At 48.6% G+C, this 26,024-nt stretch carries 23 protein-coding genes; 5 read left to right on the forward strand and 18 right to left on the reverse strand.

From position 1 onward, the window contains the following. Positions 1-153: 153 nt before the first annotated feature. From H8S18_RS13985 to H8S18_RS14025, 9 genes are all read right to left on the reverse strand, one after another. Positions 154-396 (reverse strand): NAD(P)H-dependent oxidoreductase subunit E, encoded by a 243-nt coding sequence (locus H8S18_RS13985; protein ID WP_186858905.1) that lies wholly within the window; start codon positions 394-396, stop codon positions 154-156. Further along, positions 393-2,111 (reverse strand): [FeFe] hydrogenase, group A, encoded by a 1,719-nt coding sequence (locus H8S18_RS13990; protein WP_186858906.1) that lies wholly within the window; start codon positions 2,109-2,111, stop codon positions 393-395. The genes H8S18_RS13985 and H8S18_RS13990 overlap by 4 nt, the downstream gene beginning before the upstream one ends. Before the next feature lie 26 nt (positions 2,112-2,137). Further along, complete coding sequence (locus H8S18_RS13995; protein ID WP_186858907.1) at positions 2,138-4,012, reverse strand: NADH-quinone oxidoreductase subunit NuoF; 1,875 nt, start codon at positions 4,010-4,012, stop codon at positions 2,138-2,140. A 65-nt stretch (positions 4,013-4,077) separates the two neighbouring features. Then, positions 4,078-4,527 carry a complex I 24 kDa subunit family protein gene (locus tag H8S18_RS14000; protein WP_243165178.1) on the reverse strand — a complete coding sequence of 150 codons (450 nt, stop codon included), beginning with the start codon at positions 4,525-4,527 and terminating at the stop codon, positions 4,078-4,080. A 398-nt stretch (positions 4,528-4,925) separates the two neighbouring features. Then, on the reverse strand, positions 4,926-5,906 hold the full coding sequence (locus H8S18_RS14005) for a radical SAM protein (protein ID WP_186858908.1): 981 nt from the start codon (positions 5,904-5,906) through the stop codon (positions 4,926-4,928). Then, positions 5,906-6,334 carry a C-GCAxxG-C-C family protein gene (locus H8S18_RS14010; RefSeq protein WP_186858909.1) on the reverse strand — a complete coding sequence of 143 codons (429 nt, stop codon included), beginning with the start codon at positions 6,332-6,334 and terminating at the stop codon, positions 5,906-5,908. Before H8S18_RS14010 ends, H8S18_RS14005 begins: the two co-directional genes overlap by 1 nt. A 424-nt stretch (positions 6,335-6,758) precedes the next feature. Then, on the reverse strand, positions 6,759-7,487 hold the full coding sequence (locus H8S18_RS14015; protein WP_186858910.1) for a MerR family transcriptional regulator: 729 nt from the start codon (positions 7,485-7,487) through the stop codon (positions 6,759-6,761). A gap of 118 nt (positions 7,488-7,605) precedes the next feature. Further along, positions 7,606-8,865 carry a zinc-binding dehydrogenase gene (locus tag H8S18_RS14020; RefSeq protein WP_186858911.1) on the reverse strand — a complete coding sequence of 420 codons (1,260 nt, stop codon included), beginning with the start codon at positions 8,863-8,865 and terminating at the stop codon, positions 7,606-7,608. A 54-nt stretch (positions 8,866-8,919) separates the two neighbouring features. Next, positions 8,920-9,678 (reverse strand): DeoR/GlpR family DNA-binding transcription regulator, encoded by a 759-nt coding sequence (locus H8S18_RS14025; RefSeq protein ID WP_186858912.1) that lies wholly within the window; start codon positions 9,676-9,678, stop codon positions 8,920-8,922. 408 nt (positions 9,679-10,086) lie between these two features. Between H8S18_RS14025 and H8S18_RS14030 the strand changes: the two genes are divergently transcribed. The 4 genes from H8S18_RS14030 to H8S18_RS14045 all read left to right on the forward strand — a co-directional run bounded on the left by H8S18_RS14030 (position 10,087) and on the right by H8S18_RS14045 (position 13,924). Continuing rightward, positions 10,087-11,568, forward strand: a complete 1,482-nt coding sequence (locus H8S18_RS14030; protein WP_186858913.1) for a radical SAM protein — start codon at positions 10,087-10,089, stop codon at positions 11,566-11,568. A 163-nt stretch (positions 11,569-11,731) separates the two neighbouring features. Next, entirely contained in the window at positions 11,732-12,046 is a 315-nt protein-coding gene (locus H8S18_RS14035; protein WP_186858914.1) for a YbjQ family protein, read from the forward strand. A 21-nt stretch (positions 12,047-12,067) separates the two neighbouring features. After that, a complete protein-coding gene (locus H8S18_RS14040) occupies positions 12,068-12,724 on the forward strand; it encodes a trimeric intracellular cation channel family protein (RefSeq protein ID WP_186858915.1) in 657 nt (218 codons plus the stop codon). A 174-nt stretch (positions 12,725-12,898) separates the two neighbouring features. Beyond that, positions 12,899-13,924, forward strand: a complete 1,026-nt coding sequence (locus H8S18_RS14045; protein WP_186858916.1) for a GntR family transcriptional regulator — start codon at positions 12,899-12,901, stop codon at positions 13,922-13,924. Positions 13,925-14,023: 99 nt separating this feature from the next. Here the strand turns inward: H8S18_RS14045 and srlD are convergent, their stop codons facing one another. The 9 genes from srlD to H8S18_RS14090 all read right to left on the reverse strand — a co-directional run bounded on the left by srlD (position 14,024) and on the right by H8S18_RS14090 (position 24,737). Then, complete coding sequence (gene srlD / locus H8S18_RS14050) at positions 14,024-14,797, reverse strand: sorbitol-6-phosphate dehydrogenase (protein WP_186858969.1); 774 nt, start codon at positions 14,795-14,797, stop codon at positions 14,024-14,026. A 30-nt stretch (positions 14,798-14,827) separates the two neighbouring features. Next, a complete protein-coding gene (locus tag H8S18_RS14055; RefSeq protein WP_186858917.1) occupies positions 14,828-15,940 on the reverse strand; it encodes an MGDG synthase family glycosyltransferase in 1,113 nt (370 codons plus the stop codon). 490 nt (positions 15,941-16,430) lie between these two features. Then, positions 16,431-17,357: a class II fructose-bisphosphate aldolase gene (locus H8S18_RS14060; protein WP_186858918.1), complete on the reverse strand. Its 927-nt coding sequence runs from the start codon at positions 17,355-17,357 to the stop codon at positions 16,431-16,433. 17 nt (positions 17,358-17,374) lie between these two features. Next, positions 17,375-18,856, reverse strand: a complete 1,482-nt coding sequence (locus tag H8S18_RS14065; RefSeq protein WP_186858919.1) for an FGGY-family carbohydrate kinase — start codon at positions 18,854-18,856, stop codon at positions 17,375-17,377. A 16-nt stretch (positions 18,857-18,872) separates the two neighbouring features. Beyond that, complete coding sequence (locus tag H8S18_RS14070; RefSeq protein WP_186858920.1) at positions 18,873-19,910, reverse strand: 2-hydroxyacid dehydrogenase; 1,038 nt, start codon at positions 19,908-19,910, stop codon at positions 18,873-18,875. 24 nt (positions 19,911-19,934) lie between these two features. Continuing rightward, complete coding sequence (locus tag H8S18_RS14075; protein WP_186858921.1) at positions 19,935-21,110, reverse strand: zinc-dependent alcohol dehydrogenase; 1,176 nt, start codon at positions 21,108-21,110, stop codon at positions 19,935-19,937. 16 nt (positions 21,111-21,126) lie between these two features. Continuing rightward, entirely contained in the window at positions 21,127-22,101 is a 975-nt protein-coding gene (locus H8S18_RS14080; RefSeq protein WP_186858922.1) for an ABC transporter permease, read from the reverse strand. Positions 22,102-22,135: 34 nt separating this feature from the next. Further along, the gene (locus tag H8S18_RS14085) at positions 22,136-23,635 is read right to left on the reverse strand and encodes a sugar ABC transporter ATP-binding protein (RefSeq protein ID WP_186858923.1); all 1,500 of its coding nucleotides are present in this window, start codon (positions 23,633-23,635) and stop codon (positions 22,136-22,138) included. 97 nt (positions 23,636-23,732) lie between these two features. After that, on the reverse strand, positions 23,733-24,737 hold the full coding sequence (locus H8S18_RS14090) for a sugar ABC transporter substrate-binding protein (RefSeq protein ID WP_186858924.1): 1,005 nt from the start codon (positions 24,735-24,737) through the stop codon (positions 23,733-23,735). 429 nt (positions 24,738-25,166) lie between these two features. On the opposite strand from H8S18_RS14090, the gene H8S18_RS14095 reads away from it, so the two are divergent. Continuing rightward, entirely contained in the window at positions 25,167-25,985 is an 819-nt protein-coding gene (locus H8S18_RS14095; protein WP_186858925.1) for a DeoR/GlpR family DNA-binding transcription regulator, read from the forward strand. The last annotated feature ends 39 nt before the right edge of the window (positions 25,986-26,024 follow it).

A 26,024-nucleotide genomic window follows, 5' to 3' on the forward strand; every position in this document is an offset into this window, starting at 1 on the left:
TTCGGCTAAACTCATTCTGCAGGTTTCCGGCGGCACACCCCTGATAGAAAACGTTTCTATCAGGCCTTTTGCCCGGAAAAAGCAGGGATGCGCAAAGCGCGCCGGCCCGTGCCGCCGCGCCAATATACGCTTGCTATTTCATCCGAATCCTGCTCAGACTTTTTTCAATACCTGGTTCTCAAAAAAGTCCCCAACGTTATCAGTATTGACGGAAAAAATTTCATCGCCGATTTGTACGGAAACCGCATCGGTGCAATGTCCGAGACAGAACACGCCTGTAAGCTCTACTTTGTCCCCCAGCTTATTGTCCTCGATCATCTCCTGCAGCTCGCTTACCACATTGTAAGAACCCTTCAAATGGCATGCGCTCCCAATACAAATGTTGATTGTCATCATTTTACATTTTCCTCCCTTTTACTATAATCCACATGCAGCAGCTCGTGGATTTTGTTCTTCAAAATTCCGCCGTACAGGGCCATCATGACCGGATTTTCCTCCGAACGCTTTACCTGCGACAGCTTATCTGCATCATAGAGGCCTTTCGCGCGTTCTTCCTTTCCTTCCCTGCGCGTAAATGGCTGTCCCGCGCCTGCGATACAGCCGCCCGGGCACGCCATGACCTCCACAAAATCATATTCCGCTTCGCCAATTTCGATCTGTTCGATCAATTTTTCCGCATTTGCAAGACCGTTTACCACAGCGATTTTCACGCGGCCTTCTCCATACGGAATGCTCGCTTCTTTGATCCCGTCCATACCGCGTACGCCCGTATAAGCAATATTATGCAGCATATTATTGCTTTTATCATCTACCACCCGGCGAATTACCGCTTCCGCTACGCCGCCGGTGACGCCAAAAATCACGCCCGCGCCGGAGGTAATGCCAAACGGCATATCCGCTGCTTCCGGGTCGATATCCTCAAATACAATGCCGGCTTGCTTCAAAATGCTGGCAAACTCCTGCGTGGTAATAACCCCGTCCGTATCCCGCGACCCGTCTTCATAAATAAATTCCGGCCGGACCTGCTCGTCCTTTTTCGCCGTACATGGCATGATCGCAAACACAACCGTTTCCTTTCCATCCACCGCCTGCACCTGTTTAAAGTGCTCTTTGATCACAGCGGAAAAAATCTGCATCGGCGATTTGCACGTAGAAATCTGTTCTACCAACTCCGGGTGCGTATGCTCGGCATATTTTACCCATGCCGGGCAGCAGGAAGTAAACAGCGGAAGTTTTGTCCCTGCTTTATATTTCTTCACAAACTCCTTGGATTCCTCCATTACGGTGAGATCCGCTCCCATGGTTGTGTCGTATACTTCGTCTACCCCCATCTTCCGCAGCGCTCCTACAATCTTACCCGCGACGTTCGTGCCCGGTTCGAGACCGAACTCATCCCCCAGCGCCACGCGGACAGCCGGAGCAAACTGCACCACCACGCGCTTGGAATCGTCATAAATCGCGTCCCAGAATTTCTGCGTACAGTTGCGAATGACGATCGCGCCCGTCGGGCATACCGACGCACACTGGCCGCAATTGACGCAGTTCGTTTCAGAAAGGGGCTTTCCCCATGCCGTCGAAACCGTCATGTTCGATCCGCGGTGCGCAAAATCAATCGCGCCTACATTCTGGATTTCCGAACACATGCGCACGCAATCGCCGCATAGGATGCATTTGGACGAATCCCGGATAATGGAGAGAGCCGAATCATCGACCTCTGTTTCCTTTTTGGTGTTTTCAAAACGCACGCTGTCGATCCCAAAGCGAAGCGCCAGTTCCTGCAAACGGCATTTCCCGTTTTTGGGGCATGTCGTACAGTCCCGGCAATGGCTTGCGAGCAAAAGCTCTAAAATCATTTTCCGGTAACGGAAAAGCTGCGGCGTATTGGTCTTGATTTTCATTTTATCACGCGGCGGCGTGGAACAGGAAGCAATAACGCCGCCCCATTCGTCTTCCACCACACACATACGGCATGCGCCGTAAATAGATAATTCGGAATAATAGCAGAAGGTAGGCAGGTCAATGCCCGCCTTGCGGATTACCGCAAGGATATTCTGTTCCTTATCAAAATTGACGATTTGCCCATCTATGATCATGTGTTTTTTATCAGTCATGCCACTCATTTCCTTTCAGTCCCGGCTCAAAATTCTTCAACGATTGCACCAAAGCTGCATGCCTCTTCGCATGCGCCGCATTTGACACACTTTTCCGCATCAATCACAAACGGCTTTTTGATCTCTCCGCTGATCGCGCCCACCGGGCATTGGCGCGCACACTTGCTGCAGCCCTTGCATTTTTCTTCCACAATAACATATTGCTTCATTGCCTGGCAATTTTTGGCAAGGCACTTTTTATCCACAACATGCGCCAAATATTCATCCCTGAAATATTTCATCGTGCTGATTACGGGCGACGGCGCTGTCTTCCCAAGGCCGCACAAAGCAGTTTTGGAAATCATATCCGCAAGCTCCTCGAGCATATCGAGGTCTTCTTTGTTTCCTTTTCCCGCAACGATGCGTTCCAATATCTCGAGCATCCTCAGCGTGCCTTCACGGCAGGGGACGCATTTCCCGCACGATTCGTTCTGGGTAAAATTCATAAAGAACCGTGCCACTTCCACCATGCAGTTATCTTCGTCCATTACCACAAGGCCGCCCGAACCGATCATTGCCCCCTTTTTCTTCAGGGAATCAAAATCCATAGGCATATCGAGATGCTCTTCCGTCATGCAGCCGCCGGATGGGCCGCCAATCTGCACTGCCTTGAATTTTTTGCCGTTCTTAATGCCGCCGCCGATGTCAAAGATAACCTCACGCAGCGTTGTACCCATCGGTACTTCTATGAGACCCGTATTATTTACGTTGCCTGTAAGGGCAAACGCTTTTGTTCCCGGGCTGTTTTCTGTTCCCATGCCACGGAACCAATCCGAACCGTTCAAAATAATCATGGGAATATTGGCATAGGTCTCCACGTTCGACAGCACCGTAGGCTTGCCGAACAAGCCCTGTTCCACCGTACGCGGCGGTTTTACCCTCGGCATACCCCGGTTGCCCTCGATGGAAGCGGTAAGCGCGCTTCCCTCGCCGCATACGAACGCGCCCGCGCCCTGGTTGATCCTGAGGGTGAAATCAAATCCGCTGTCTAAGATGTTGTCTCCCAGCAATCCCTGTTTTTCCGCTGCGGAAATTGCGGTCTGCAGGCGTTTTACAGCCAACGGGTATTCCGCACGAACGTAGATATATCCCTCGTGCGCGCCCGTCGCAATTCCGGCAATCATCATGCCTTCGATCATCTTATGCGGATCGCCTTCCATAATACTCCGGTCCATGAACGCGCCCGGGTCTCCTTCGTCGCCGTTGCATACCACAAACTTCCGGACTTCTTTCTGCTTTGCTACTTGTTGGAGCTTTCGTCCCGTGGGGAAGCCGCCGCCCCCGCGCCCCCGCAGCCCGGAGTCCATCACTTCCTGCACGATATCATCCGTTTTCATCTCAAACAGCGCTTTTGCCACCGCCTGATATCCGCCGCGTGCAATGTATTCTTCAATCGCTTCTGCATCCGTATGACCGCAGTTAGAAAGCACCATACGCGTCTGTTTCTTGTAAAATGGTATTTCTTCTTCCGTTGCGTACGCCTTGCCATCCTGGTGGAAAAGCAGCCGCTCCACCGGCTCGTCTCCCTTGAGGCTCTTTTCAAGAATTTCCTCGCAGTCTTCCGGCTTTACCTTCACATAAAGCCATCCAAACGGCTCTATCCGAAGAAGCGGGCCCATTTCGCAGAATCCGTGACAGCCGCTCTTTTTAAACGCAATTTCCTCGTGCGGTTCTTTTTTCAGCTCTACCGATACGGGAAGCCCCGCTTCCTGTGCAAGATCCTTCAGGCGGCTGAATATTTCGAGCGAACCTCCCGCGACACAGCCGGTTCCCGCACAAACCAATACTTTTTTGTACTGCGCCTCCATAGATTTCTTATATTGATTCTTAAATATATTTAATTCTTTTACGTTATGTATCATTATCCGTTCCTTCCGTAAATTATACGCAAATACAGCGTCCGCAATTTTTAAAGCCAAACGCGCCTTTACTTCAATGTATCGACCAATTCGCATGCCGAATCGGGCGTCATCGCCGGGTAGACCTTATCGTTCACCGTAAGTACGGGAGCAAGGCCGCATGCTCCGAGGCACGAAACCGTCTCAACCGTGTAGAGCATGTCGTCTGTCGTTTTCTTTTGCTCGGAAAGCCCGAGCTTTTTACGGAGGGCTTCAAGAATCGGGATCGACTTTCTGACATGGCACGCCGTCCCGTCACAAATCTTGATTACATATTTTCCTTTTGGTTCAAGAGAAAAATTTTCATAAAACGTTGCGATGGAGTATATTTTCGCTTCCCCTACGTGCAGCTTTTCCGCCACATAGCAAAGCGCTTCCTCGGGAAGATAGCGATATTCCTTTTGTATTGCCTGTAAAATGGGAATAATTTCCGATTTCTTGTTGTGCTCGGACAGTATCCCATCCAAAGCCTGCTTCATCTCTGCGTTCTCCAAATCCAAAACCTCCTGATTTTCATTGCGCCCCCCGGCGCCGAACATTGTTAAATATTTAACATGCTCTTTTATTGTATCTTTTTCTATAAAAAATATCAATCTCTATCCGGGATTTTTTAAGAAGAATTTGTAAATTTTCCGTAACGTCCTTTCGTGTGTAAAAACGCCTTGAAACAGGCATTTTTCTAAATTTCGGTACAAGTGTTGTTTGTCCTGACAAACTGACAATCTATATTTTTTATGGCCGCGCCGCAAATTAGCCGCAAGCAACCATATGGACTGGTGCCAATTTTTAGCTGCCATACAATAAAAAACCGCCCGTTCTTTTTCCGGAACGGACGGCCCTGTTTTGATTTTTTCAGTTTTGCAGGCAACCTGCCTTTTCACTCCGGCCCCTGACACATCCGGAAGCCATTTTCCTCAAACATCCTGCGCGCATCCTGTGGAGTAAATCCATTCCAGTCCGCTTCCGCGTATGACCCGTCACGCGGAATGGAGCCCGTCTCCACCACAAGCACATTCGCGCCGGAGCGAACCGCCTCCTGTGTTGGCGGATGGGAACAAATATCCAGGGTACTATTCCCGCCCGCAAGCCGGGTGACTGCCGTTATCTGGGCAAGCCTCCTGTCCGTAAGCTGCGGTATATTTCCAAGCGGCGTTCCCTTTACGGGCACGCGTGCCATCGCGCCCGATACCTTTGCTCCGTAATGAATGGCCGATAGAATAATATCCGCAATCTCTTCATTGCTGTGCTCCGGGCCGATGGGTTCCACGAGGTATACAAGATCAAGCGGTGAATTTTTCACTGCTTCAAGGGTACTAAGCCTTTCCTGTGGATCAAAGTGGGTATCCCTTCCTTCGCCAAGGCGCAGGGAATGATAAATAAAATCAATTCCCGACCGCTTAAGCATCTTCGCCGTTTCAAGATCAAATTCCCCTACATTGAGTCCCAATTCATAGGGACCGTGCACGCGGCCGCGTATCTTTTGGGCCAGCGCCGCAAGGTCTTTGAGGTCATAATACTCTGTTGTGCGCAGCACAATCCAACGCACGCCTGCAGCGTTAAAACCATGGACCAGACGAATGATCTCTTCCTCCGTAAACTTTTCCTGCCGCTTGGTAAGGCCCCATTCTTCCCCGAGCGAACAAAAAGCACAATTCATGGCGCACGGTGCAAAATCCACGCCAATTGCAGCCCATAAATAAGCACGGTTTCCCGTTTTTGCAGTAGACACGCGCCGCGCTGCGCTGCCGAGCTCCTCATATTGTTCGTCCGGAAGCGCAAGCAACGCGACAATTTCATTTTTGGAGAGAATGCGCCCACTGGTTGCCGCTTCTTCTGCAAAGCGGATGATCTCTTCCATTACAACACCTGCTGCAAAACTTCCTTGACCTCACACACAATTTTGGGACATAAGGTGGTCAGGAGCCCTTCATCCATAATTTTTTGCATTTCCTCGGTTTTTGAAAGATCATATCCAAGAAGCTCCCTGCAAATGAGCGTACCGCGCTTTTCTTTGAATTTCGTCTGAAACTCGTTTAATTTCGCAAGCATTTCATTTTTTGTATCCGAGTCGTTCGGCTCGCTGTGGCCATATTTACAGCCGATGGCCATAAGTGCGCCGCTTACTGCGCCGCAGGTATCGCCCTGCCACATGCCTCCGCCAAAGCAGGCCGCCAGTTTTGCTGCCTCCTCCCTGCTCATCCCGAGCTCTTGCGCACAGTCCATCAGTATAACCTGCGAGCAATCAAATCCTTCGCCAAACTGTTTTAAAACTTCTGCTTCTTTCATATTTGCCGTCCCCCATTTTGATATTGATCCATATTCCAGATAGAGTCTTTCATTAGACCTTATCTATATTATCACTATACTCGCGCCGCTTCCGTCCTTCAATGAACGATCCCGTTATTTTTTGTACTATTTCATTTCCTATGCAAAAATCCATTCAGGAATTTTTCTGTTTTATTTTTCCTACTGTTATTTCCAGTCTCCTGTACTACATTTTATCGTTTGCTAATACATCGCCTGTTCCAGCGATCAGCTTCAAAATAAGCTTGGAGTGATCGATTGTCTTAGAGACGCCACTTTCCGCGCCAATCAAACCCCAAGGAATCCCATAGGGCCAGTTGACTCCATGTAGGATGTTGCCCGGTTTGGCGGCGGCTGGTGTGCAAAAATGTAAATGGACCGGACTTTTCGTCCGGTCCGTTTTTTGTTATTTGCAATAGCAGGCAATCGCCTCGCTGATAAACTCCGCCAAACCTTCTCCGTAACGGTTGATATATTCCACAAAGCGTTTATCTGCAAGATACATTTTCCCCAGGCCCGCGAGGATTTCATTGGTGCATGCATAATAATTTGCCGTAATATACTGCTGCCAGTCCCGCACCAGCGCCTGCACCTTTTCATCTTCCGCCGGAAGCTCCATATGTTCCGCGAATTTGCAGAACCGTGCGCCCATCTCGGTTTCAAGGCGCATCCAGTCGCTTTTGCCATATCCAGCCGTTTTTTCTTTGCTTTGCTGGTAGGCTGCGCTTCCGCCCCAGCGTTCCTCCGCCTCGCGCGCATATTCCTGCCGGACCGCTTCGATCCTGCTTGCGTCAAATTCCTGAAAACTCATATCCGTTCCTCCTTTCAACGTTTTATCGATAAGGCGCACCAGGTTCGTCAAACGTTCCCGTTTCATTTCCAGCAATTCCCTCTGCTTTAGAAGCGCCTCCCGTTCATCGAAGTCAGGATTCTCCATGATCTTTTTGATCTCCTTCAGCGGAAAGCCAAGCTCCCGGAAAAATAAAATTTGCTGCAGCCGCATGAGCTCCGTTTCCCCGTAAATGCGGTATCCAGCCTCCGTTACCGCGTTCGGGCAAAGAAGGCCGATCCCGTCGTAATAATGCAGTGTGCGCACACTGACTCCCGCAAGCCGCGCTGTTTCTTTTATCGTCATGTCATCACCTTCCTTCGATATCTGTATCATATCCTATGACGCAACGTCAGGGTCAAGCTTTTTTATTTTCGCAAACAAAAACGGCCCGGGGATTCCCCAGGCCGCCTTATATCCCTGTTTAACCGATCGGTTTTGCATTCGCCAATAAATAACGCTCCGCTTCCGCAGACCAAAGGCCGTTGGATTTTTCTACAATCTTTGCAAGCTCTGCAAACATCGGTTCACTTTTACCCAGTTCTGCGAAATCGTCAATTGCCACAAGCGGCATATCGATCTGCGTATAGATCAGCTTTTTCCCTCCGGGGATATCATGCAGCTTGAGTGTCACCTCAGGTACGCAGTTAAGGCCGCCCACATGCGTAATCATTACGGAAGGCTCGAGCTGGCCCGCGCCCATCATTTTGAGCACCTCGCGCATATCCTGCGTGTTGCCGCCGGAATTGCTGCATACATGCGTTGCCGCATAGTGGACATCGTAGAAGTTGAACTCCGCCTTGAATTCCGTATTCGTCGGGCCCGCAAAGAAATTGAGGCAGCCATCCATTCCGAGGATGTTGTCGCCCATTTCCACAACCGGTTTCACCGGCGCCATAACATAAACGTCGTCATAGCCCGTGCCGCCGGAAAGCCCCATAACATATGCTTCATCCTTCTCTGCCGTATTCACATAATGCAGTTCAACGCCCTGCTTTTTAGCTTCTTCTACTGTGAAAAGGGCCTCCGCACGCGCAAGCCTTACCGGGTCAATATCCGTTACAACGAGGAGAGCGGGCTTTCTGTCCGCATGCAGCGCATAGTCGATGGTTCCAAGCCCCATCGGGCCGACGCCCGCCAGAAGCGCCATCTTTCCGCCCTCTTTGATCCCCATTTCATGCACATAGGAACCGAACTTTGTGTGGTAGTTTACATGCGCGCCGCCCGCGATGCAGCTCATTGGCTCGGCGAGCGATCCGTGATAAAACGCTTCTCCGTCGTATTTCAGGAAACAATCCGTTTCAAACGCCTCGGAAGGAATAATGATATATGTCGCGTCCCCGCCATAGAAAGGATAGGAATATCCCGGCGCTTCCAACGATCCTTTATAGAACATCGCCGGTTGTACCGTGAATTTATCGCCCGGCTTGGCAAGATGCGCCACATTTTTGCCCGTTTTAACGACTTCACCGCAAAATTCATGTCCAATGATGACCGGGTTTTCCGCCACATTATCCGGTACGCGCTTGTGGTCTCCCCCTTGGAGCGCCGCCTTATAGCTGGACATACACAGGCTGTCCGATATAACCTTGGCCAGCATTTCATCATCCGTGATTTCCGGCAATTCAAACTCTTCCAACCTCAAATCCGATTTTCCATACAACCTAACTGCTTTTGTTTTCATTATTTTCCTCCAAATCCTGGATTTTTAAATACCCCGCTGCACCCGTCAGCGGTATTATACGATTTCTACATTTCTGCGCTTTGCCTCACGCACGATTTCCTCGTCTAAATTGTCGTCGGACACAAGCACGTCAATATCTTCCATATAAGCAAATGTAAACGGCATAATTTTGTCAATCTTTTTACTGTCCATCAGCACGATTGTTTTACGCGCACGGTTCACCACTTCCTTTTTAATTTCACATTCCGTATACGTGCCGCTTGTGAAGCCGTTCTCTACCGAAAATCCGCTTGCCGCCATAAAAGCGATGTCAATATTCACTTCGCGGATAAAATTGCACGAATTAATACCAGATACGGAAATCGTGTTGCGGTTTACCTGTCCGCCGATCAAAGTAACGCTTGGTTTCTGTTTTTTGATTAATTCCATTGCAATATTCACGCCGGAAGTCATAATAGAAAGATATTCATCTTCCATTTCCCGTGTAAACAACATCAGTGTGGTGCCGGCATCCACATAGATCGACCGCCCGCGCTCAATAAACTGAAGCGCTTTTTTGGCAATCGTGTATTTCTCCGCTACGTTTTCAAGGGCCCGTTCTGAATAAATATCCTCCGCTGCAATGGAAAGCCTGCTCATCGCCACCGCACCGCCGCGGGTACGCTTTACATAGCCGTTATCTTCCAGATATTTCAAATCGCGGCGCAGTGTCATGCTTGAACAATCCGGAAAATGCTGTTCCAGATCCTTCAGCTTTACTTCGCCGCGTTCGCGCAGCAATTCCTTGATTTCTTCCCGTCTTTCTGTGTTCATAACACTTTCCCCATATTGTTTTTTCATATTGTAACACAAAAATGTTCATTTCTCAACAAATTTGTGAACATTTTTGACATTTTTGATCACTTTACTTCTCCTGCAGCAGGCTTATATAAAAAAATTTTTTATCTTTTTGTTTTTGAACAATTTCCTGCAAAATACGCCAAAAGCGATAATTACGCTTTTTTTAAATGAACGCAGGTTCACAGAGCCTTGCAATATCAAAATAGCGCATTAAAAAGGGATTTTTTGCCTTGACAACCTTCTCTGAAATCCGTATTATTTTATTAAATGAACTATGGTTCGTATTAAAAAACGTAGCGAACCGGCAATCAGCCGTCCGAAACCGGGCGTTTGCATATTGTTATATTATTAATGTAAAGGACTTATATTGGAGGTTTTATTATGGCACTTAAGAACTCGATCAAAAGCGCGGGCGCTAATGTTGCGTTCTCTGCGGCATTCAAGTATCTGGAAAAAGATCCGGTCAAGAACCTGCCGAAGCTCCTGAAATGGGCGGACGGTTTTACGAAGGGCAACCAGTGGAACAAATCCGTTAAAAATTTCCAGGATTGGTGGGAACAGCAAACCTGGCAGGGCGTTTTGATGAAACGCGTCCTCACCGATGTAAATGTAAACTATCTGAAGCGCTTCATCCTCAACTTCTTCCTGAATTCCGGCGTAAAGGGTATGCCGATCGCTCAGGCAAAGGGTAAGGAAATGGGCGTCAACATTCCGTGGGCCATCCTGATGGATCCCACTTCTGCCTGCAACCTGAAATGTATCGGCTGCTGGGCTGCCGAATATGGCAAGCACTATAACCTGACTTATGAAAAGATGGATGAAATCATCACGCAGGGCAAGGAACTCGGCATTTATGTCTACCTGTTCTCGGGCGGTGAACCGCTAGTCCGTAAAAAAGACTTGATCCGTCTTGCGGAAAAACATTCAGACTGTGCGTTCGGCGCATTTACGAATGCAACCTTGATCGACGAAGACTTCGTACAGGATCTCCTGCGCGTAGGTAACTTCACATTCATGATTTCTGTGGAAGGCACGCCGGAGGAAACAGACGCACGCCGCGGCGAAGGCACGTACGATAAGGTTATGAAGGCGATGAAGCTCTTGAAGGATGCCGGTATTCCGTTTGGTTATTCCGCTTGTTACCATAGCCAGAACTATAAAACCATCGCGAGCGACGAATGGAACGATACGATGATCGAAGCAGGATGCCTGTTCGGTTGGCTGTTCACCTATATGCCGATCGGTAAGGATGCTGTTATGGATCTGTGCGTAACGCCTGAACAAAGGGCACATATGTACCAACGGGTACGTGAAATGCGCGAATACAAGCCGATCTTCATCCTCGACTTCTGGAATGACGGCGAGTATGTTGGCGGATGTATCGCAGGTGGGCGCCGTTATTTCCACATCAACTCCAACGGCGACTGCGAACCGTGCGCGTTCATCCACTATGCAACGCACAACATCAACGAATGCACGCTTGAAGAAGCACTCGGCAGCCCGCTCTTCCGTAAATACCAGGAAGGCCAGCCGTTCTCTGATAACCTGCTGCGGCCGTGCCCGCTGCTCGATAATCCGGATGGCCTGCGCAAAGCAGTCAACGAATCCGGCGCACATCCAACGCAGGACCTCGACCTCGAAGGTGTTGACGTGCTGACGGCGAAGACGGACAAGATCGCTGAGAAATGGAAAGTCAAGGCAGATGAAATCTGGTCCTGCGGCCATTTCCCGTTCAACGGCGTAATCAACGCGGCAATGGACAAGCGAGTGGATACCACGAACGGCCAGGGTGCTGCGGCATGCGGCAACTGCGGACATGTTCCGTGTGACCGTGCTACGGAAGTCCCGGAGCATCTCAAATAGTAAAAAGCCCATTCTACGGCACAACCCCAATCGGTTGTGCCGTATTTTTTGCCCGCGTTTTTGTATTCCGGGAATTTTTCCGTTTACAATTCCTTCTCCTGCTCTGTATAATGAAACTATCCATGATTGGAATCAAACAGGCAAAATAGGCAGGAGAAAAATTATGTTACTTGTTACACGGGAAAGCATTTCTGGCAAGACACTGGAAGAACTCGGAATCGTCTCCGGGAGTACGGTTCAAAGTGTGCACATTGGCAAAGATTTTATGGCCGGGTTCAAGACGCTTGTAGGCGGCGAATTGACCTCCTACACAGAAATGATGCAGGAAGCGCGGAAGATCGCCACCGGGCGCATGGTCGCGGAAGCCTCGTCCCTCGGCGCGGATGCCATTATCTGCATGCGTTACGCTTCTTCGTCCATCACGCAGGGTGCAGCAGAAATCATTGCGTATGGAACCGCCGTAAAATTCAAAGACTGATTTTTCCGGAAAGGAATCATCTTGGAAGACATCATATCTACCTTCCCAACCGCCCTCGAAATCATTGGGTTGCTCGCTTTTAGCGTTTCGGGTGTCATTGCCGCTCTGCAAAAGCATCTTGACCTGATGGGGATTATTGTGCTTGCGATTACCACAGCCTGCGGCGGTGGTATTTTGCGCGATATTCTCCTGCAAAATGGAATTCCCGTTTTCTTTACAAATTATTCCTACATTACTACTGTGATTATTGCCATCATCGGCACCCTTGTGATCAACAAACTATATTCACGCCATAAAACGCTGCGCAAATATAACGTCAGCCGTATCCTTGACGTAGCTGACGCCATTGGCCTTGCAACTTTTGGCACATCTGCCGCCCTGATGGTGGTCGATCAGGGCGGGAATATGCTTACCTGCGTATTTATCTGCACAATTACCGGCTGCGGCGGCGGAATCCTGCGGGATATCCTGGTTCAGCGTATGCCGATCATTTTCTCCGGCACGATTTATGCCGCTTGTTGTATCGCGGGCTCTATTGCCATGTATTTCCTCCACGATGCTTGTTTCCTTCCGCGCGAACTTATCACCGCCATATGTTTTTGCCTTATTCTTGGTCTTCGTTTTCTCGGCATATTTAAAGGGATTGGCCTGCCAAAAATTCAATATCATGCGGAGTAGCGATTTCTTGCCCTGAAGATTTCTGCCCAAAAATCATTTCCTTTTTCGGATAAACGTCCGCTGCAAGGGCTGCTTCCCTTTTCATCTTTCCTGTCCATATGTTCCTTGACGCGCATCTGGTATTATTATACAATACCAGCAGGGATACCCTTCCCCACGAAAGGGCGAAACGCTATGAATGACGATTTGTTGTATATTGAGTTGAGAAATGCACTGATGCGGAAAATTTATGATGGCGTGTATGCGGCGGGAGAGCCAATCCCTTCTGAACGTTCTCTCTCAGAGCTTTACGGCCTCAGCCGTGTGACTGTAAGAAAAGCGCTTCATCTGCTCGCTCAACAGGGCGTTATCCACAAACAGATTGGCGTGGGAAATACCGTTTCGCTGGAGCGTACCAGCTATCTCGGCACGCTCGATCAAATCGCACTGGTTGCACCTGCGCAGCGTACATTTTTCTCTTTGTTCCTGGACCATTTCCAGAAAATTGCCGGCGCATCGGATGCGCTTGTCTTTTTTATCCAGCAATCAGAACGCGAACGCATTGAAGATACGCTCTTTCGTTTACTCCTGCACGGTATCCATAATTGCGTCATTTGGCTTGATTACAAGATTTTGGATCCTATTTACATTGAGCGCCTGCGCGTCCTCGGAATGAATCTGGTATTTTTTGATATTCCCGTATCTACTCCATATGCGGATAACGTCATTCTGGACAACCGCGATGCAATCCATTCCCTTTGCCGTTATCTGGAAAAAAACGGCAAACCGCCTATTGCCTATGTTGGGCGTGAAAATACCTCCCCCACCAGTTTCTTTGAACGGGAGTGTGCTTTTTCCTCGGAAATGCCGCATTCCGTAATTCTTCATATCCCTTGGTTCCACAGCGGCTATCTTGCCGAACATATGAATCGGTTTATCTGGGATACCCTATACCCGCGGCATCGGCCGGGCAGCCTCCTGTGCAGCGATGGAGAAATCGGCGTCGCCTTAAAAAAAGCATTGCTTCATCACGGAATCAACGACATCCTCGTAGCCAGCATAGACGATTTGCCAGAGGCAAAAGAACTTCCGCTGACGGTTTACAGCCAACCCTATCATCTTTTTGCACGGCAAGTTTTCGATTGCCTTGCAACACAAAATTCCAGTGCGGATTGGCAGGCGAAAACCTACCGCATCAAGGGAGAGTTAATCGTAAGGTAAGGCCTCTTATGCAATTCCCTTCCTCATATTCTTTTATCTGCGAACGCGAAAAAACGGGGCGGATATGGTATCCGTCCCGTTTTGCACCTTCTTTTCTATTTACGGCTGCATTTGCTGGCCGCCCGTCACGTTGAGGGCCTGGCCTGTCATATAGGACGCGTCATCGCTGGCGATAAACACAAGGCAGTTGGCAATATCTTCGTACTGGCAGCCGCGTTTCATCGGCACCTGGTTGATATACTTCTGGCGTACCTCTTCTTCCGTGATTCCCTGATTCTTTGCATACTGTTTGAAGAGGCTGTTTACCCAAAGCGGACTATCCAACATGTTGCCGGGGCAGATTGCGTTTATACGGATATTATCTTCCGCAAGCTCAAGCGCAAGGCTCTCTACAAGGCCAATGCCGCCAAATTTCGAGGAAGCGTAAGCGGAATTTTTCGCTGAACCTTTTTTGCCTGACTTACTGTTAATCTGTACAATACTGCCATATCCCTGCTTTTTCATGACTGGGATCGCGGCTTTTACCGTATTGAAAAATCCGCACAGGTTCACATCAATCACCAGTTTCCATTTCTCAGGATCAAATTCCTCGATCGCGCCGGAAAGGACAATTGCCGCATTGGCGACAAGGATATCAACTTTGCCGTACTGATCGACAGCCGCCTGGATCAATGCCTCACAATCTTCATATTTCGTCACGTCGAGCTTCACCGCGATTGCATCCGCGAGCAGCTTCGCCGTCTCCTGCGCGCCTTCGTAATTCATGTCGCCCACAACAACCTTTGCACCCTCGTCCGAGCATCTCTGTGCAAGCGCCTGGCCAAGGCCTTGGGCCGCTCCCGTAATCACAACTACTTTGTCCTTAAACTTCATACACCGTTCCATTGTTTCTCCTCCCTTGTATTACACAAGTTTTTCTATAAATTCCGCCAGCGTTTTCGCGCTATGCTTTTTTCCCCATTTCTTTTGCGCCCGCTCCATCTCCCTCAGCTTAAAATTGTTGAGGCGAAGCTGCATAATAACCTGGCTTACGGATTGATACTGGCTGCAATGCACCGCGAGCGAATGATTGAGCAGGAAGGCCAGGTTCATATTTTCCACGCCCGGCATAGGTTTCATCAACAGCAGGGGTTTTCTTTTCGCAATCGTTTCCGATGTAGAAAGCCCGCCCGGTTTTGTAATAATGATATCAGCCGCATCCATATAGGCTTCCATATTATCTACAAACCCCAATACCCGCACGTCGTTTTTATATTCGACCGCGGAAAGCCTGCTTTTCAGATGCTTGTTGGAGCCGCACACCGCAACAAGCTGCACGTCATCCATCTGGTCCACATCCTGCATAACCGGCGTCATGCCTGCAAATCCCATGCCGCCCGAAGTAAGCAATATAACAAATTTTTCGGGATCAAGCCCCAGTTTTTCGCGTGCCTCGTTTCGGGATATTGCCCGCGCAAATTTTGGATCAACCGGAATTCCTGTGGGAAGGATTTTGTTTTCCGGAATACCGCGCTGGGTAAACTCTGGAATCAGCAGTTCATTTGGCGCCACAAAATAGTCCATCGCCGTATATTCCCAAAAAGGATGCAGGGAATAGTCCGTTACAATGCCAATGCTCTTAATCCGGTCGTCATAGGTCCCCGCTTCCTTCAAGGCGGTAATCAGCATGGCTGTCATCACAATGGAACATACAATCACGTCCGGCTTCTCTTCGTCTATATATTTTTGGAGTTTGCTTTTTGCAAGATTGGCAAAAGCCCACGGGAAATATAATTTCATATCCGCGCGGCCGTTGGCTTTTTCCGCTCCTTTGTAAATTGTCTCGTTTAATTTGGGAATAAAACGCCCCATGGCCGCATAGCCTTTGTCAAATCCAAGGCCGATCGCTTTGTTCAGAAATTTATAGGTGTCGAGAATATCGCATTGATGCCCTCTTTTCAAGAGCGCGGCACGCAGCGCTTTACTCGTCGAGTTGTGCCCCTGCCCGACAGTCATACTCAATACAAGTACCTTCATCGTCCATCCTCTCGTCTGATTCGTTTACCCCGCATTAAATATAGCATAAATACAGTCTATTATCAACGTTAACCTATAACGGCCTCCCCTGTTTTCATCCTGCCAATCTCCATTTGCTCTCTGCGATAACTGCAAATAAAATTAAGACGCCGTGTGTTTGTCTTCACACCGCGTCTTAACTTCAGTTATTTTTTCCATACAAACATTTATAGGAAAAACCAGAAGGGCAATCTCTCCTCTTTTTTGCAGAACCATAACGTTCAATAGAGATTCTACCCGGTTTCCGTTTTTTACGGTTATCCTTCTGGTTAATTCCCCGTTTTATGCTGCCTGTTCATTCACCCTCTCCATGTTTGTCTAAAACAGGCGCATAGAGAGCCATATTGCCAATAAAGCATTTATTTGCATCTGATAGAAACGGCAGAAAGTTCAAACGGCATATATCTTACTGCGTTTCTTAATACATCTTGCCGCGCACGATTCATCCCTGTTATATGTCCTGTTTGTATTCCTGTTTCTCCAGTTCCGATTTCAGGTCTTTGTTTTTTAAATAGTGTGCAATATAATCACGCGTTGCAAGGTACACTTTTTCCCGCGCATATTCAATATCTTCCGGCCGTTCTTCCAGGGCGAACTCATAGGTCTGACGCAATTCGGTACCTACATTGATTTTTGCAATCCCGGCGTTAATCGCGTCCAATATATATTGATGCTTGATCCCTGAGCCGCCGTGCAGAACCAGCGGTATTTTTACCGCCATAAACAGATCCGCAATATGCTGCACATCCAGTTTCGCTTCCGGTTTCTTCTGGTTCCGCACGGCCTCGGCAACCGCTCCGTGAATATTTCCCACGGCGACGGAAAGCCAATCGCAGCCGCTTTCCCGTGCGAACCGGACCGCTTCTTCTATTTTGGTAAACCCCATTTTTTGCGCGAATATTTCCTCATATGGCGGCAAAGTCTTGCTTTCATGTCCCATTACCGCGCCCAGTTCCGCTTCGCATGGTATTCCGGCTTCATGTGCCGTTGCAGCAGCTTCCGCCGTTTTTTCGATATTTCCCGCCAAGCCGAGCCTTGACCCATCTATCATAATGGATTGGTAGCCGGCAGATATCGCGCGTTTAATAAGCGGCATATAAGGAACCGGTTCATAGTCCTCGTCTATCACGGGAATATGGTCCAGATGCAGCAGCGTGTGATCCTCTTTTTTATATTTTTCATATTCTTCCGCAACGCGTTCCAGCGATTCCGAATGCATCTTTTCCCATTCTACCCGCGCGACCTGAATCATCGCCACGCTGTTTTCATCGGCAATTGCCTGCGCAATTGGCTTTACCATGGGGATATGCGGAATGTTAAAGGCGGGAATGCATTTGCCAAGCGCCCGTGCTCTTTTTACAATTTTATTCGCGTTCATAATGTCCTCCTCAATTGTTAGTGGTTTCTTAAATAATCGGCAGAGAGTTTTTTATAAGTTTCATAGCTGGCCCGCTGTCTTTTCCCATTGGCATCGTTCGGTTCAAAATACAGCACCCCGTTCCGGACCTGCGACTGTGCTTCCTCCACCGTCTTGCTCCATCCATTTCCAAGAGAAGCCAGGATGCAGCTCCCGAGCGACGGCAGTTCGATGTTCCGCATCCTGCCGACCCGGGCGTTCAATAAATCCGCACGCAGTTCGATCAGTTTGTCCGACCGCGAGCCGCCGCCCCCGAAATGGATATTGCAGAATATCCCGTCTGCGGTTCCTTTGATATAATCGATACAGGCGATAAATTGATATGCTAGGCTTCGGAGCAATGCCGCGAAAATGTCGTCCAACGTCGTTGCCAGACTCATGCCTACGACCGCCCCGTGGTAATTTTCCATATAGGGAAGTACAAAAAGCCGGCTCTCTTTCTGCAAATCTGCCTTTGCTATCATTTCGCCGATATCTGCTTTCGGATTCATCAGAAGGTTCTTGCAGTACCATTCCAGCATGGCCCCTGCCGTAGGGAATGCATCCATCACCGTATATTTTCCTTTAAACGGCGAATTGTAACAGCAGGAAAATATCAGGGAATCCCCAAAATCATTGCATCCCGTTATAAATTTATCTGAAAAATATCCGATTTGCTCATAGGTCCCCATGAGTACTCCCAGAGTTTCTATTTTATCTGTTTTTACGCCTGCGGCCAAAAGAGAAGCGGATACGTCATGGCAGCCAATCGTTACCGGGACCATGCCGCCCAAATCTACCCGTCCATAATGGCGAACCTTTCCTACGACCGTCTGGGATTCGACGATATCCCTTCCAAGCTGTTCTTCCGCCATGCCGCACACGTCAAGAATCGGTGCGGACCACTTGTCTTCCTTTACATCATAGGCGAGCTTGCGCGCCGCCATCGTCCTATCCTGTATATCCCCAAAACCCAGTTTATGCATCACGTACTGTTGATTGGTATAAAAGGCTTTCGCCTGTGCGAAAATCTCCGGACGGTTGCGCCTGAGCCATAAAATTTTAGACGCAGAGCTTAAGGTAGTCAGAGTATTTCCAGTAATATCCCCATACCGGTCCGCGCCGATCTCCCGGTCTATGGTCTCAACTTCCCGGTGCGATCTTCCGCAAAAACCGGGCAGCATCTTGTACAATGCATTGCCGTTCCCATCAACCGGTGTGATATTATCCCCAAAGAATGAAAACGTCATGGCAGCAACTGATATCCCTGTTCCGCCGCGGCGTATGGCGTCGGCCACAGCTTCTTCGGAAGCCGTCCACATCTCATCTGCATCCAGTTCGATCTGGTCGGCTGCCGGCGTATACCACCGGTATTTTTTATTTGCGCCGGCAACCGCTTCCGCCGTTTGCTGGTCTATCAGCGTTACATGCACGTTTGAAGTGCCAAAATCAACTGCCAGATAACACGCTTGTTTGCCCATACAAAATTCCCCCGTCTCAGGCGACAATATTTCGCAATGGTTTGCCCGAGAGATAATCCCTAAGGCTATCCGCAACAATATCGACGGAGGCAGTGAAGGTTCCGATCGAAGTCCCCGCAAGATGCGCCGATAATGTAACATTATCCAGCTTACGCAATACATGGTCTTCGCTTAAAGGCTCTTCCTGGAAAACATCTAAGACCGCTCCCCCAATACGTTTGTTCCGCAGTGCGTCTATCAATGCCTGTTCGTCTACCAGGCCCGCTCGTGCCGTATTCACAAAGATTGCTGTCGGCTTCATTTTTTCGATCCAGTGTTTGCCGAACATTCCTTTTGTTTCCGGCGTCAGCCGCATGTGCAGGGATACGAAATCGCATTCCGAAACCACTTCTTCCATACTTCCCGCGGTGCATCCGAGTGCCTCTATATCCTCTTTTTTGCAGTATGGGTCGTATACCATAATCGTTGTTCCAAATGCCTGCAGGCGCTTTGCAATCCTTTTCCCAATATCTCCGAACCCGATCAGCCCTACCTTCATATTGCACATATTGTCCGAATATGCCATGTTCTCGAACTTTTTAGTCCAAAGTCCCTTTTTGATGTCGGCATCCGTCCGGGCAATATTCCTCATCTCGCACACCATTGCCGCAACTGTGAAATCCGCTACCGCCGCTGCCGCGCGCCCCGGGGCGTTAATTACTTTGATGTTCCTTTTTTCCGCTTCTTTCAGGTTGATGTTCTCCACTCCCGTGCGCAGCGTTCCGATTATCTTCAGGTTGGGTGCGGCATCCATCAATTTCTTTCCGACCGGTGCAAAATGCGTAATAATGATCTCCGCATCCGCCACCGCCTGATAAGCTTCGGGATTGATGGGCGTCTTATCCGGTCCGTTCACTTCCACTTCCAACATGGAATTCTGATACTCAAGAGGCGTTTCGCCTACTGTTTTCTCGATGAGCTCCACCTCATATCCATATTCCTCTAATTGACAAAAGCCGCTCATAGCTGCCTTATCTATCCCTCTGTCATAAATGCAAACGACTTTCTTAGCCATCTTTTTCTCTCCTTCTGTCATGATTTATTCGTGGTCAAAGTCGACCCACCCTTTCATATAATCCGGATCGCCGCCTTTCATCATCGTTTCGAGCAGGCTGTCGAGCGTACACCTGTGCGTAAATATATCCCCAAAGCCAAACTGTTTGAATTTGCACAACATCTGGAACGCTTTATTGAACGCTCCCGCAGTATTGACACTCATGCCGATATAGGTCGCATGTTTACTGCACAAATCTCTCGCGGGATCAAATTCTACCGTGCTTTTCCCTACGATGTTTCCTGTCTCAATCAAGGTCCCGACATTTTTCAGGAGGTCTATTCCGTCCCGGAATGCCTGCGGCGAACCCGCGCACTGGAATACGACATCCGCACCTTTTCCATGGTTGAATCCGGCAATGATTTCTTTTCGTTCTTTAATCGGCATCTTCGCTGAATTCATCACGGCGTCCGCCTTGGACAACTTTTGCGCCAGCGCGAGTTTCTGTTCGCTGAATCCGCTGATAATAATATTCTGTACACCCAGCGCGCGGGCAATCATTGCCGTGAGGGCGGCCACCTGCCCATCGCCTATCACAAGTACTGTAGAGCCTAAATTGAAAGAATCTTCGAATATTCCCGGGGCACGTATTGCCAGCTCTACCGACCGCATTGCAACCGCCATTGGATCGAGCAGTGACGCAACATTGCTCGGCATTTCTTCCGGCACCTGCCACATAAATGTCCCGGGGAATACATACATATATTCTGCAAAACCGCCTTTTAAATAAGGCGCCTCATCAACGGCATTCGAGCGGACCGGTATGCCTCCGACCCCCAACTCTTCAAACGGGACGCCATACACAAAAGCATTTTCGCATATTCCGCAAGCGCCTATGCCGTAGGTAAGGCAATTCGAACATGTTCCGCATACGACCCACGGATAAAGGCATATCCGGTCGCCGACCTTAATATTTCCCGTATAGCAGCGCATCGCCCGCGCGGCATTTTTCCCCATTTCGACAATCCGCCCGCACATTTCATGCCCTAAAATAAGTGGTGACGGCGGTGCCTGCCGGAAAAGATGCAGGTCTGTTCCGCATATACTCGCCGCTTCCAGCTTGATGATGAGTCCGTCGTCCATACATTCCGGCATCCTGATATTTTGAATCTCTATTTTCTGCGGTCCAGACCAGACCGCCGCTTTACATGTGGTATTCATACCGCTCTCCTCCTTGTCATGCCTCTGCGCCTGCCGCTTCTGCAGCGATCCGTGCGCTGCGTGCACGCTGCATATTGTCGAACGCAACTGCAAACAGCAGAACCGCACCTTTTACGACCCACTGCCAATATGTATCGAGGTTCAGCAGTGTCATGCCGTTGCTCAGCACGCCCATAATAAGAACACCGGCAATAACATTCAATATTTTCCCTTCGCCGCCCGCGACGCTCACGCCGCCCAGGACAGCGCCTGTGATGACGTCCATCTCAAATCCCTCGCTTGTATTCGGCTGCCCGGAGTTGATGCGTGAAAGCATGATGACGCCCGCAAGGCCCGCGAAAAAACCGCTCAGCGCGTATACTTTCAGCAGTCCTTTTTTCACATCAATGCCGGAAAGCCGCGCAACTTCTTCATTTCCGCCTATCGCATAGACATAACGGCCAAATCTTGTTTTTTCAAGCAGCCACCATCCCAACAGGAAAACAAGAGCCATAATGATAACCGGAATCGGAATACCTGCCATATACCCCTGCCCTATGACCTTGATATCTTCCGGCAGTCCGTAAACTGGAATTCCTTTTGTCAATATAAAAGCAAATCCGCGGGCGATCGTTTGCATAGCAAGGGTCGCGATCAGCGCGGGGACTTGGAACTTCGCCACCATAACGCCGCTGATGGTTCCGCAGCCAGTTCCCACCAAAACCCCTATTATCATCGCCAGCGCGACTGGCATTCCGGTATTGGCAATGAGTAGCGCCGATACAACTCCGACAAGTGCAATGACAGAACCGACTGAAATATCGATCCCCGCTGTCAATAAAACCATAGTCATGCCAACTGAGCATATTCCAATCATGGAGACCTGACGCAGCATATTAAAGATATTATTGGATGTCAGGAAACTATCCGGTGCGGAAAATGAGAAAAATGCCACGACAACGATCAATATCACATAGACAAATATATTGCTGAATGAAAATTTCTTTTTCATGATATAACTGTACCTCCTTTGCGCGCACGGTTCTTCAGCCGCACGACGCCATCTCCAATATTTTCTCCTGGGAAACCTCGTCTCCGGATATCTCACCGACGATTTTTCCCTGCTGCATCACGACGATCCTGTCGCTCATCCCAATCAATTCCGGCATTTCCGAAGAAATCATAATAATAGATTTTCCCGCTTTAATCAGTTCGTTCATCAAAAGGTATATCTCATACTTGGCCCCGACGTCTATTCCGCGGGTGGGTTCATCCAGAATAAGAATGTCCGCATCGACTGCCAGCCATTTGGCGATCGCTACTTTTTGCTGGTTCCCGCCCGACAAGTTTCTCGTTAATTGTTCCATGCTGGGCGCTTTTATGTTGAGCGCTTTTATATATTCATCCGCAACGCTTCGTTCTTTTTTCCGGTTAATACCCAGTAAGGAACAAATCTCTTTTCCTTTCAGTTTTACGAGTGATATATTTTCCCTGATATTCAGCGTCAGGGATACCCCCTGCCCTTTGCGGTCCTCCGGTATCAGGCTGATACGCTGTTCAATAGCGTTTTCCGGTTTATGTATCGTTACCTTTTTCCCATATAAATAGATATCCCCCGCGGTCTTCCTGTCTGCGCCAAACAAAGCGCGCATTACCTCGGTACGGCCCGCGCCGACCAATCCGGCAAATCCGAGTATCTCTCCCCTGCGCAGGGTAAAAGAAACGTCGCGAATCTTAGTCAGGTCTGTTGACAGATGCTCGACCCGCAGTATTTCTTCGCCTGGGACGCTGTCCCTTTTTGGATATTCTTCCGTCAGGTCCCGTCCGACAATCAGGCTGATTAGTTCTTTCCTGTCCGTCTTATCCGCATCCATCGTTTTGATATACTTGCCGTCCCGCATGACGGTGATGCGGTCCGCAACTTCAAAAATTTCTTCCATCCGGTGTGAAATATAGATAATGGAAACGCCTTCTGCTTTCAGCGAACGAATCAACGAAAACAGGATTTCCACTTCACGGTTGGAAAGCGGAGCTGTCGGCTCGTCCATACAGAGAACCTGCGCATTCTCGAGCACGGCCTTTGCAATCTCGACAAGCTGCTTATATGCATTTGACAGGTCGCAGATGCGCGCTTCCGGGTCAATTTTGATTTGAAAACGGTCGAACACCTCTATCGTTTTTGCAATCATTTCTTTTTTATTAAGGTTCAACCCTTTTATGAGCTCTTTTCCCAAAAACAGATTTTCGTAAACTTTCAGATAGGGGACGAGGTTAAACTCCTGATAGATCATGCTGATCCCCTTCTCTTTGGCCGCATGCGGGGTCAGGCCCGTAACTTTTTCCCCGAACAAATAATATTCCCCCGATGTCATCGGCTGGGCCCCCGCAATGATCTTGCATAAGGTCGATTTTCCGGCGCCGTTTTCTCCCAGCAGGGCATGCACTTCGCCTTTCCTCAGTTCGAAATTGACGTTGTCGAGCGCTTTGACTCCCGGAAAATATTTACAGACATCTACCATTTTAATATTGAGATTGTTGTCTTCCATTTGCACTTATAATACCTCGTGTCCTGAGCGGCTCGTTTCAGGAGCGCCTTGCCGTACGGCAGGGCGCTCTCCAAAACCTGATTTTTCTTACAAAGATTTATTGGATATATTCGTCGATGTTTTCAGCGCTGATCGCATTGACCGGCACCATATAGGATTCCGGGATCTCTTCTCCGTTTTTCAGCGACAAAGCATAATCGATAAACTGCTGGCCTGTGCCGACCGGGTTCAGGTATACAGTGCCGCGATAAATGGTTCCGTCTTTGATGAGCTGGAGTGCCTGGTCAGTTCCGTCTACGCCGCCGATAAAGAACTCATCCCCCATATCGCGCGCGGAAACCGTTTCATAGGCCCCCAGGGCGCCGGAATCGTTGATACCGATAATCGCGCATACATCCGGATTTGCGGAAAGGATGTTTTCAGCAGCGGTCATACCAAGGTCTGTCGTATGCGCATCGACCTTCGTTACGCATTCCGCATTGGGCACAAATTCCTCGATGCCCGCCTGAATACCGTTTTCGCGGCCAATTGTCTGCTCCAGAGAACTTTGCGTGAGGATGGCGTACTTACAGCTTGCATCTTCCCCGAAGGTGTCCACCATCCACTGGCCGGCAAGCTGGCCAATCGCCGTTCCCATTTCGATCTCATCTACGTTCATGTTGCACGTTGCGTCTTCATAAGCCGTTGTATGCGTAATAACGGGGATATTGGCACTTTTCGCTTCTGCGATCACGCCTTGAAGCGACTCCGCGTCAACCGGGCCGACTACGATAACGTCCACTCCCTGCGAAATGAAATTCTCCAGTGCTGTTACCTGCGTAGCCGCATCAGACTTTCCATCCGTCACGATAGTCGTAATACCCGCTTCCGCACCGGCTTCTTCAAATGAATTTGCAATAGCGGCCCAGAAATTGTTCGACAGGTCCATCGGGCAAAAACCTACTGTAAATTCTCCGTCGGCAGCAGCCGGTTCTTCTGCGGCGGACGCCTGCGCATTCACATCAGTATCCGTTCCGGGGCTTTCCGCCGGCGAGCTCATGCTGCACGCTGCCAAACCAAAGACCATGAGAGTTCCCAATACTAGCGCGATAATTTTTTTCATTCTACATTTCCTCCTTATTTTTAATCGCAAAGAGTTTCTCTTCTTCTTTGCAAAATATTTCGAAATCATTTTTGATTTTTCTTATTTCAAAATTTTTCGCTTCTTATTTTCCGATTTATGTTTTGATTTTGAGTTATTCGAACGTTTTATATTTCATATATTACTCATTTAAAGTTTTAATGTCAATATTTTTTTCGATTATTGCGAAAAATATTTTTATATTGTTCTTTTTCCGCTTATACTTTCTTTTTAATTTCGTTTTTTATTCCGATTTCCGTCATTTCTTTTTCTTGCAAAATCCTGATTTTATCCTTTTAATTGGTAACTTCAAATGCTTTTAGGACTAAATTACGAATTTACTTGATTTTTCTTTTGAAATTCGATATCATCTATTTAGATTTCGAATATACGATAAATAGGAATTAAAAAATGGATAGTCATACAAATGGCAATAAAAAGCGGCTCAGCATCGAAAAACGAAAACAATATATTCTGTCTCTTTTGGATAAACAGGGCTCTGTTACGGTTTCAGAGCTTAGCGAGTGTTTCCAAATGTCTGACGTTTCTATTCGCAAACTATTGATCGCCATGGAGAACGAGTCTCTTTTACAGCGCACCTGGGGCGGGGCGACAAAGCTGACCCGCGCGACCAATGAACTTTCTTACCCAATGCGCGAAACGCGTAACCTGGCTGAAAAAATTGCAATCGCTAAGGCTGCATACGGCTACATCGAAGATGGCGACGCTGTATATTTGGATAGTGGAACTACCACCTTAGAACTTGCCAAAATGATCGCGCAGGGTGATAAACAAAATCTTCTGATTGCAACAAATGCATTGGATCATGCACGCGAATTACAAGTGAATCCTGAGTTGAATGTTATTATGGTGGGCGGAGAGATCCGGCCTGATGTTCGGGCTTGCAGCGGTTATATTACAAATGATATCATTCGCCAGCTTATTTTCGATAAGGGGTTTATCGGTGTAGAACATATTTCCTTGGAACATTCCTTTACTACACCCAATATGCGTGACGCGGAATTGAAGCGTACAATTATACAATCATCCAAGCAAAATTATGTCTTGGCAGATTATTCAAAATTCTGGAACGATTCCCTTGTTCAAATTGTTCCTCTCCAACAGATTTATCGTGTGATTACCGATTGGCACATGCCGGATACGGAACGCGCCCTCTTTGTTGAAAAGGGAATCGATATTACCGCAGCGGTTTCGCCCGCTCTTTTTTAGGCCTTTGGTTTTGACTGCGGTATATCGGATAAAATTTTT

The sequence above is a fragment of the Christensenella tenuis genome, from assembly GCF_014287795.1.
GTDB classification, from domain to species: Bacteria; Bacillota; Clostridia; order Christensenellales; family Christensenellaceae; genus Christensenella; species Christensenella tenuis.

Bases quoted from the DNA above. Each gene is read 5' to 3' on its own strand.
- H8S18_RS13985 (WP_186858905.1), bottom strand. From the start codon at position 396: ATGATGACAATCAACATTTGTATTGGGAGCGCATGCCATTTGAAGGGT.
- H8S18_RS13990 (WP_186858906.1), bottom strand. From the start codon at position 2,111: ATGACTGATAAAAAACACATGATCATAGATGGGCAAATCGTCAATTTT.
- H8S18_RS13995 (WP_186858907.1), bottom strand. From the start codon at position 4,012: ATGATACATAACGTAAAAGAATTAAATATATTTAAGAATCAATATAAG.
- H8S18_RS14000 (WP_243165178.1), bottom strand. From the start codon at position 4,527: ATGAAGCAGGCTTTGGATGGGATACTGTCCGAGCACAACAAGAAATCG.
- H8S18_RS14005 (WP_186858908.1), bottom strand. From the start codon at position 5,906: ATGGAAGAGATCATCCGCTTTGCAGAAGAAGCGGCAACCAGTGGGCGC.
- H8S18_RS14010 (WP_186858909.1), bottom strand. From the start codon at position 6,334: ATGAAAGAAGCAGAAGTTTTAAAACAGTTTGGCGAAGGATTTGATTGC.
- H8S18_RS14015 (WP_186858910.1), bottom strand. From the start codon at position 7,487: ATGACGATAAAAGAAACAGCGCGGCTTGCGGGAGTCAGTGTGCGCACA.
- H8S18_RS14020 (WP_186858911.1), bottom strand. From the start codon at position 8,865: ATGAAAACAAAAGCAGTTAGGTTGTATGGAAAATCGGATTTGAGGTTG.
- H8S18_RS14025 (WP_186858912.1), bottom strand. From the start codon at position 9,678: ATGAACACAGAAAGACGGGAAGAAATCAAGGAATTGCTGCGCGAACGC.
- H8S18_RS14030 (WP_186858913.1), top strand. From the start codon at position 10,087: ATGGCACTTAAGAACTCGATCAAAAGCGCGGGCGCTAATGTTGCGTTC.
- H8S18_RS14035 (WP_186858914.1), top strand. From the start codon at position 11,732: ATGTTACTTGTTACACGGGAAAGCATTTCTGGCAAGACACTGGAAGAA.
- H8S18_RS14045 (WP_186858916.1), top strand. From the start codon at position 12,899: ATGAATGACGATTTGTTGTATATTGAGTTGAGAAATGCACTGATGCGG.
- srlD (WP_186858969.1), bottom strand. From the start codon at position 14,797: ATGAAGTTTAAGGACAAAGTAGTTGTGATTACGGGAGCGGCCCAAGGC.
- H8S18_RS14055 (WP_186858917.1), bottom strand. From the start codon at position 15,940: ATGAAGGTACTTGTATTGAGTATGACTGTCGGGCAGGGGCACAACTCG.
- H8S18_RS14060 (WP_186858918.1), bottom strand. From the start codon at position 17,357: ATGAACGCGAATAAAATTGTAAAAAGAGCACGGGCGCTTGGCAAATGC.
- H8S18_RS14065 (WP_186858919.1), bottom strand. From the start codon at position 18,856: ATGGGCAAACAAGCGTGTTATCTGGCAGTTGATTTTGGCACTTCAAAC.
- H8S18_RS14070 (WP_186858920.1), bottom strand. From the start codon at position 19,910: ATGGCTAAGAAAGTCGTTTGCATTTATGACAGAGGGATAGATAAGGCA.
- H8S18_RS14075 (WP_186858921.1), bottom strand. From the start codon at position 21,110: ATGAATACCACATGTAAAGCGGCGGTCTGGTCTGGACCGCAGAAAATA.
- H8S18_RS14080 (WP_186858922.1), bottom strand. From the start codon at position 22,101: ATGAAAAAGAAATTTTCATTCAGCAATATATTTGTCTATGTGATATTG.
- H8S18_RS14085 (WP_186858923.1), bottom strand. From the start codon at position 23,635: ATGGAAGACAACAATCTCAATATTAAAATGGTAGATGTCTGTAAATAT.
- H8S18_RS14090 (WP_186858924.1), bottom strand. From the start codon at position 24,737: ATGAAAAAAATTATCGCGCTAGTATTGGGAACTCTCATGGTCTTTGGT.
- H8S18_RS14095 (WP_186858925.1), top strand. From the start codon at position 25,167: ATGGATAGTCATACAAATGGCAATAAAAAGCGGCTCAGCATCGAAAAA.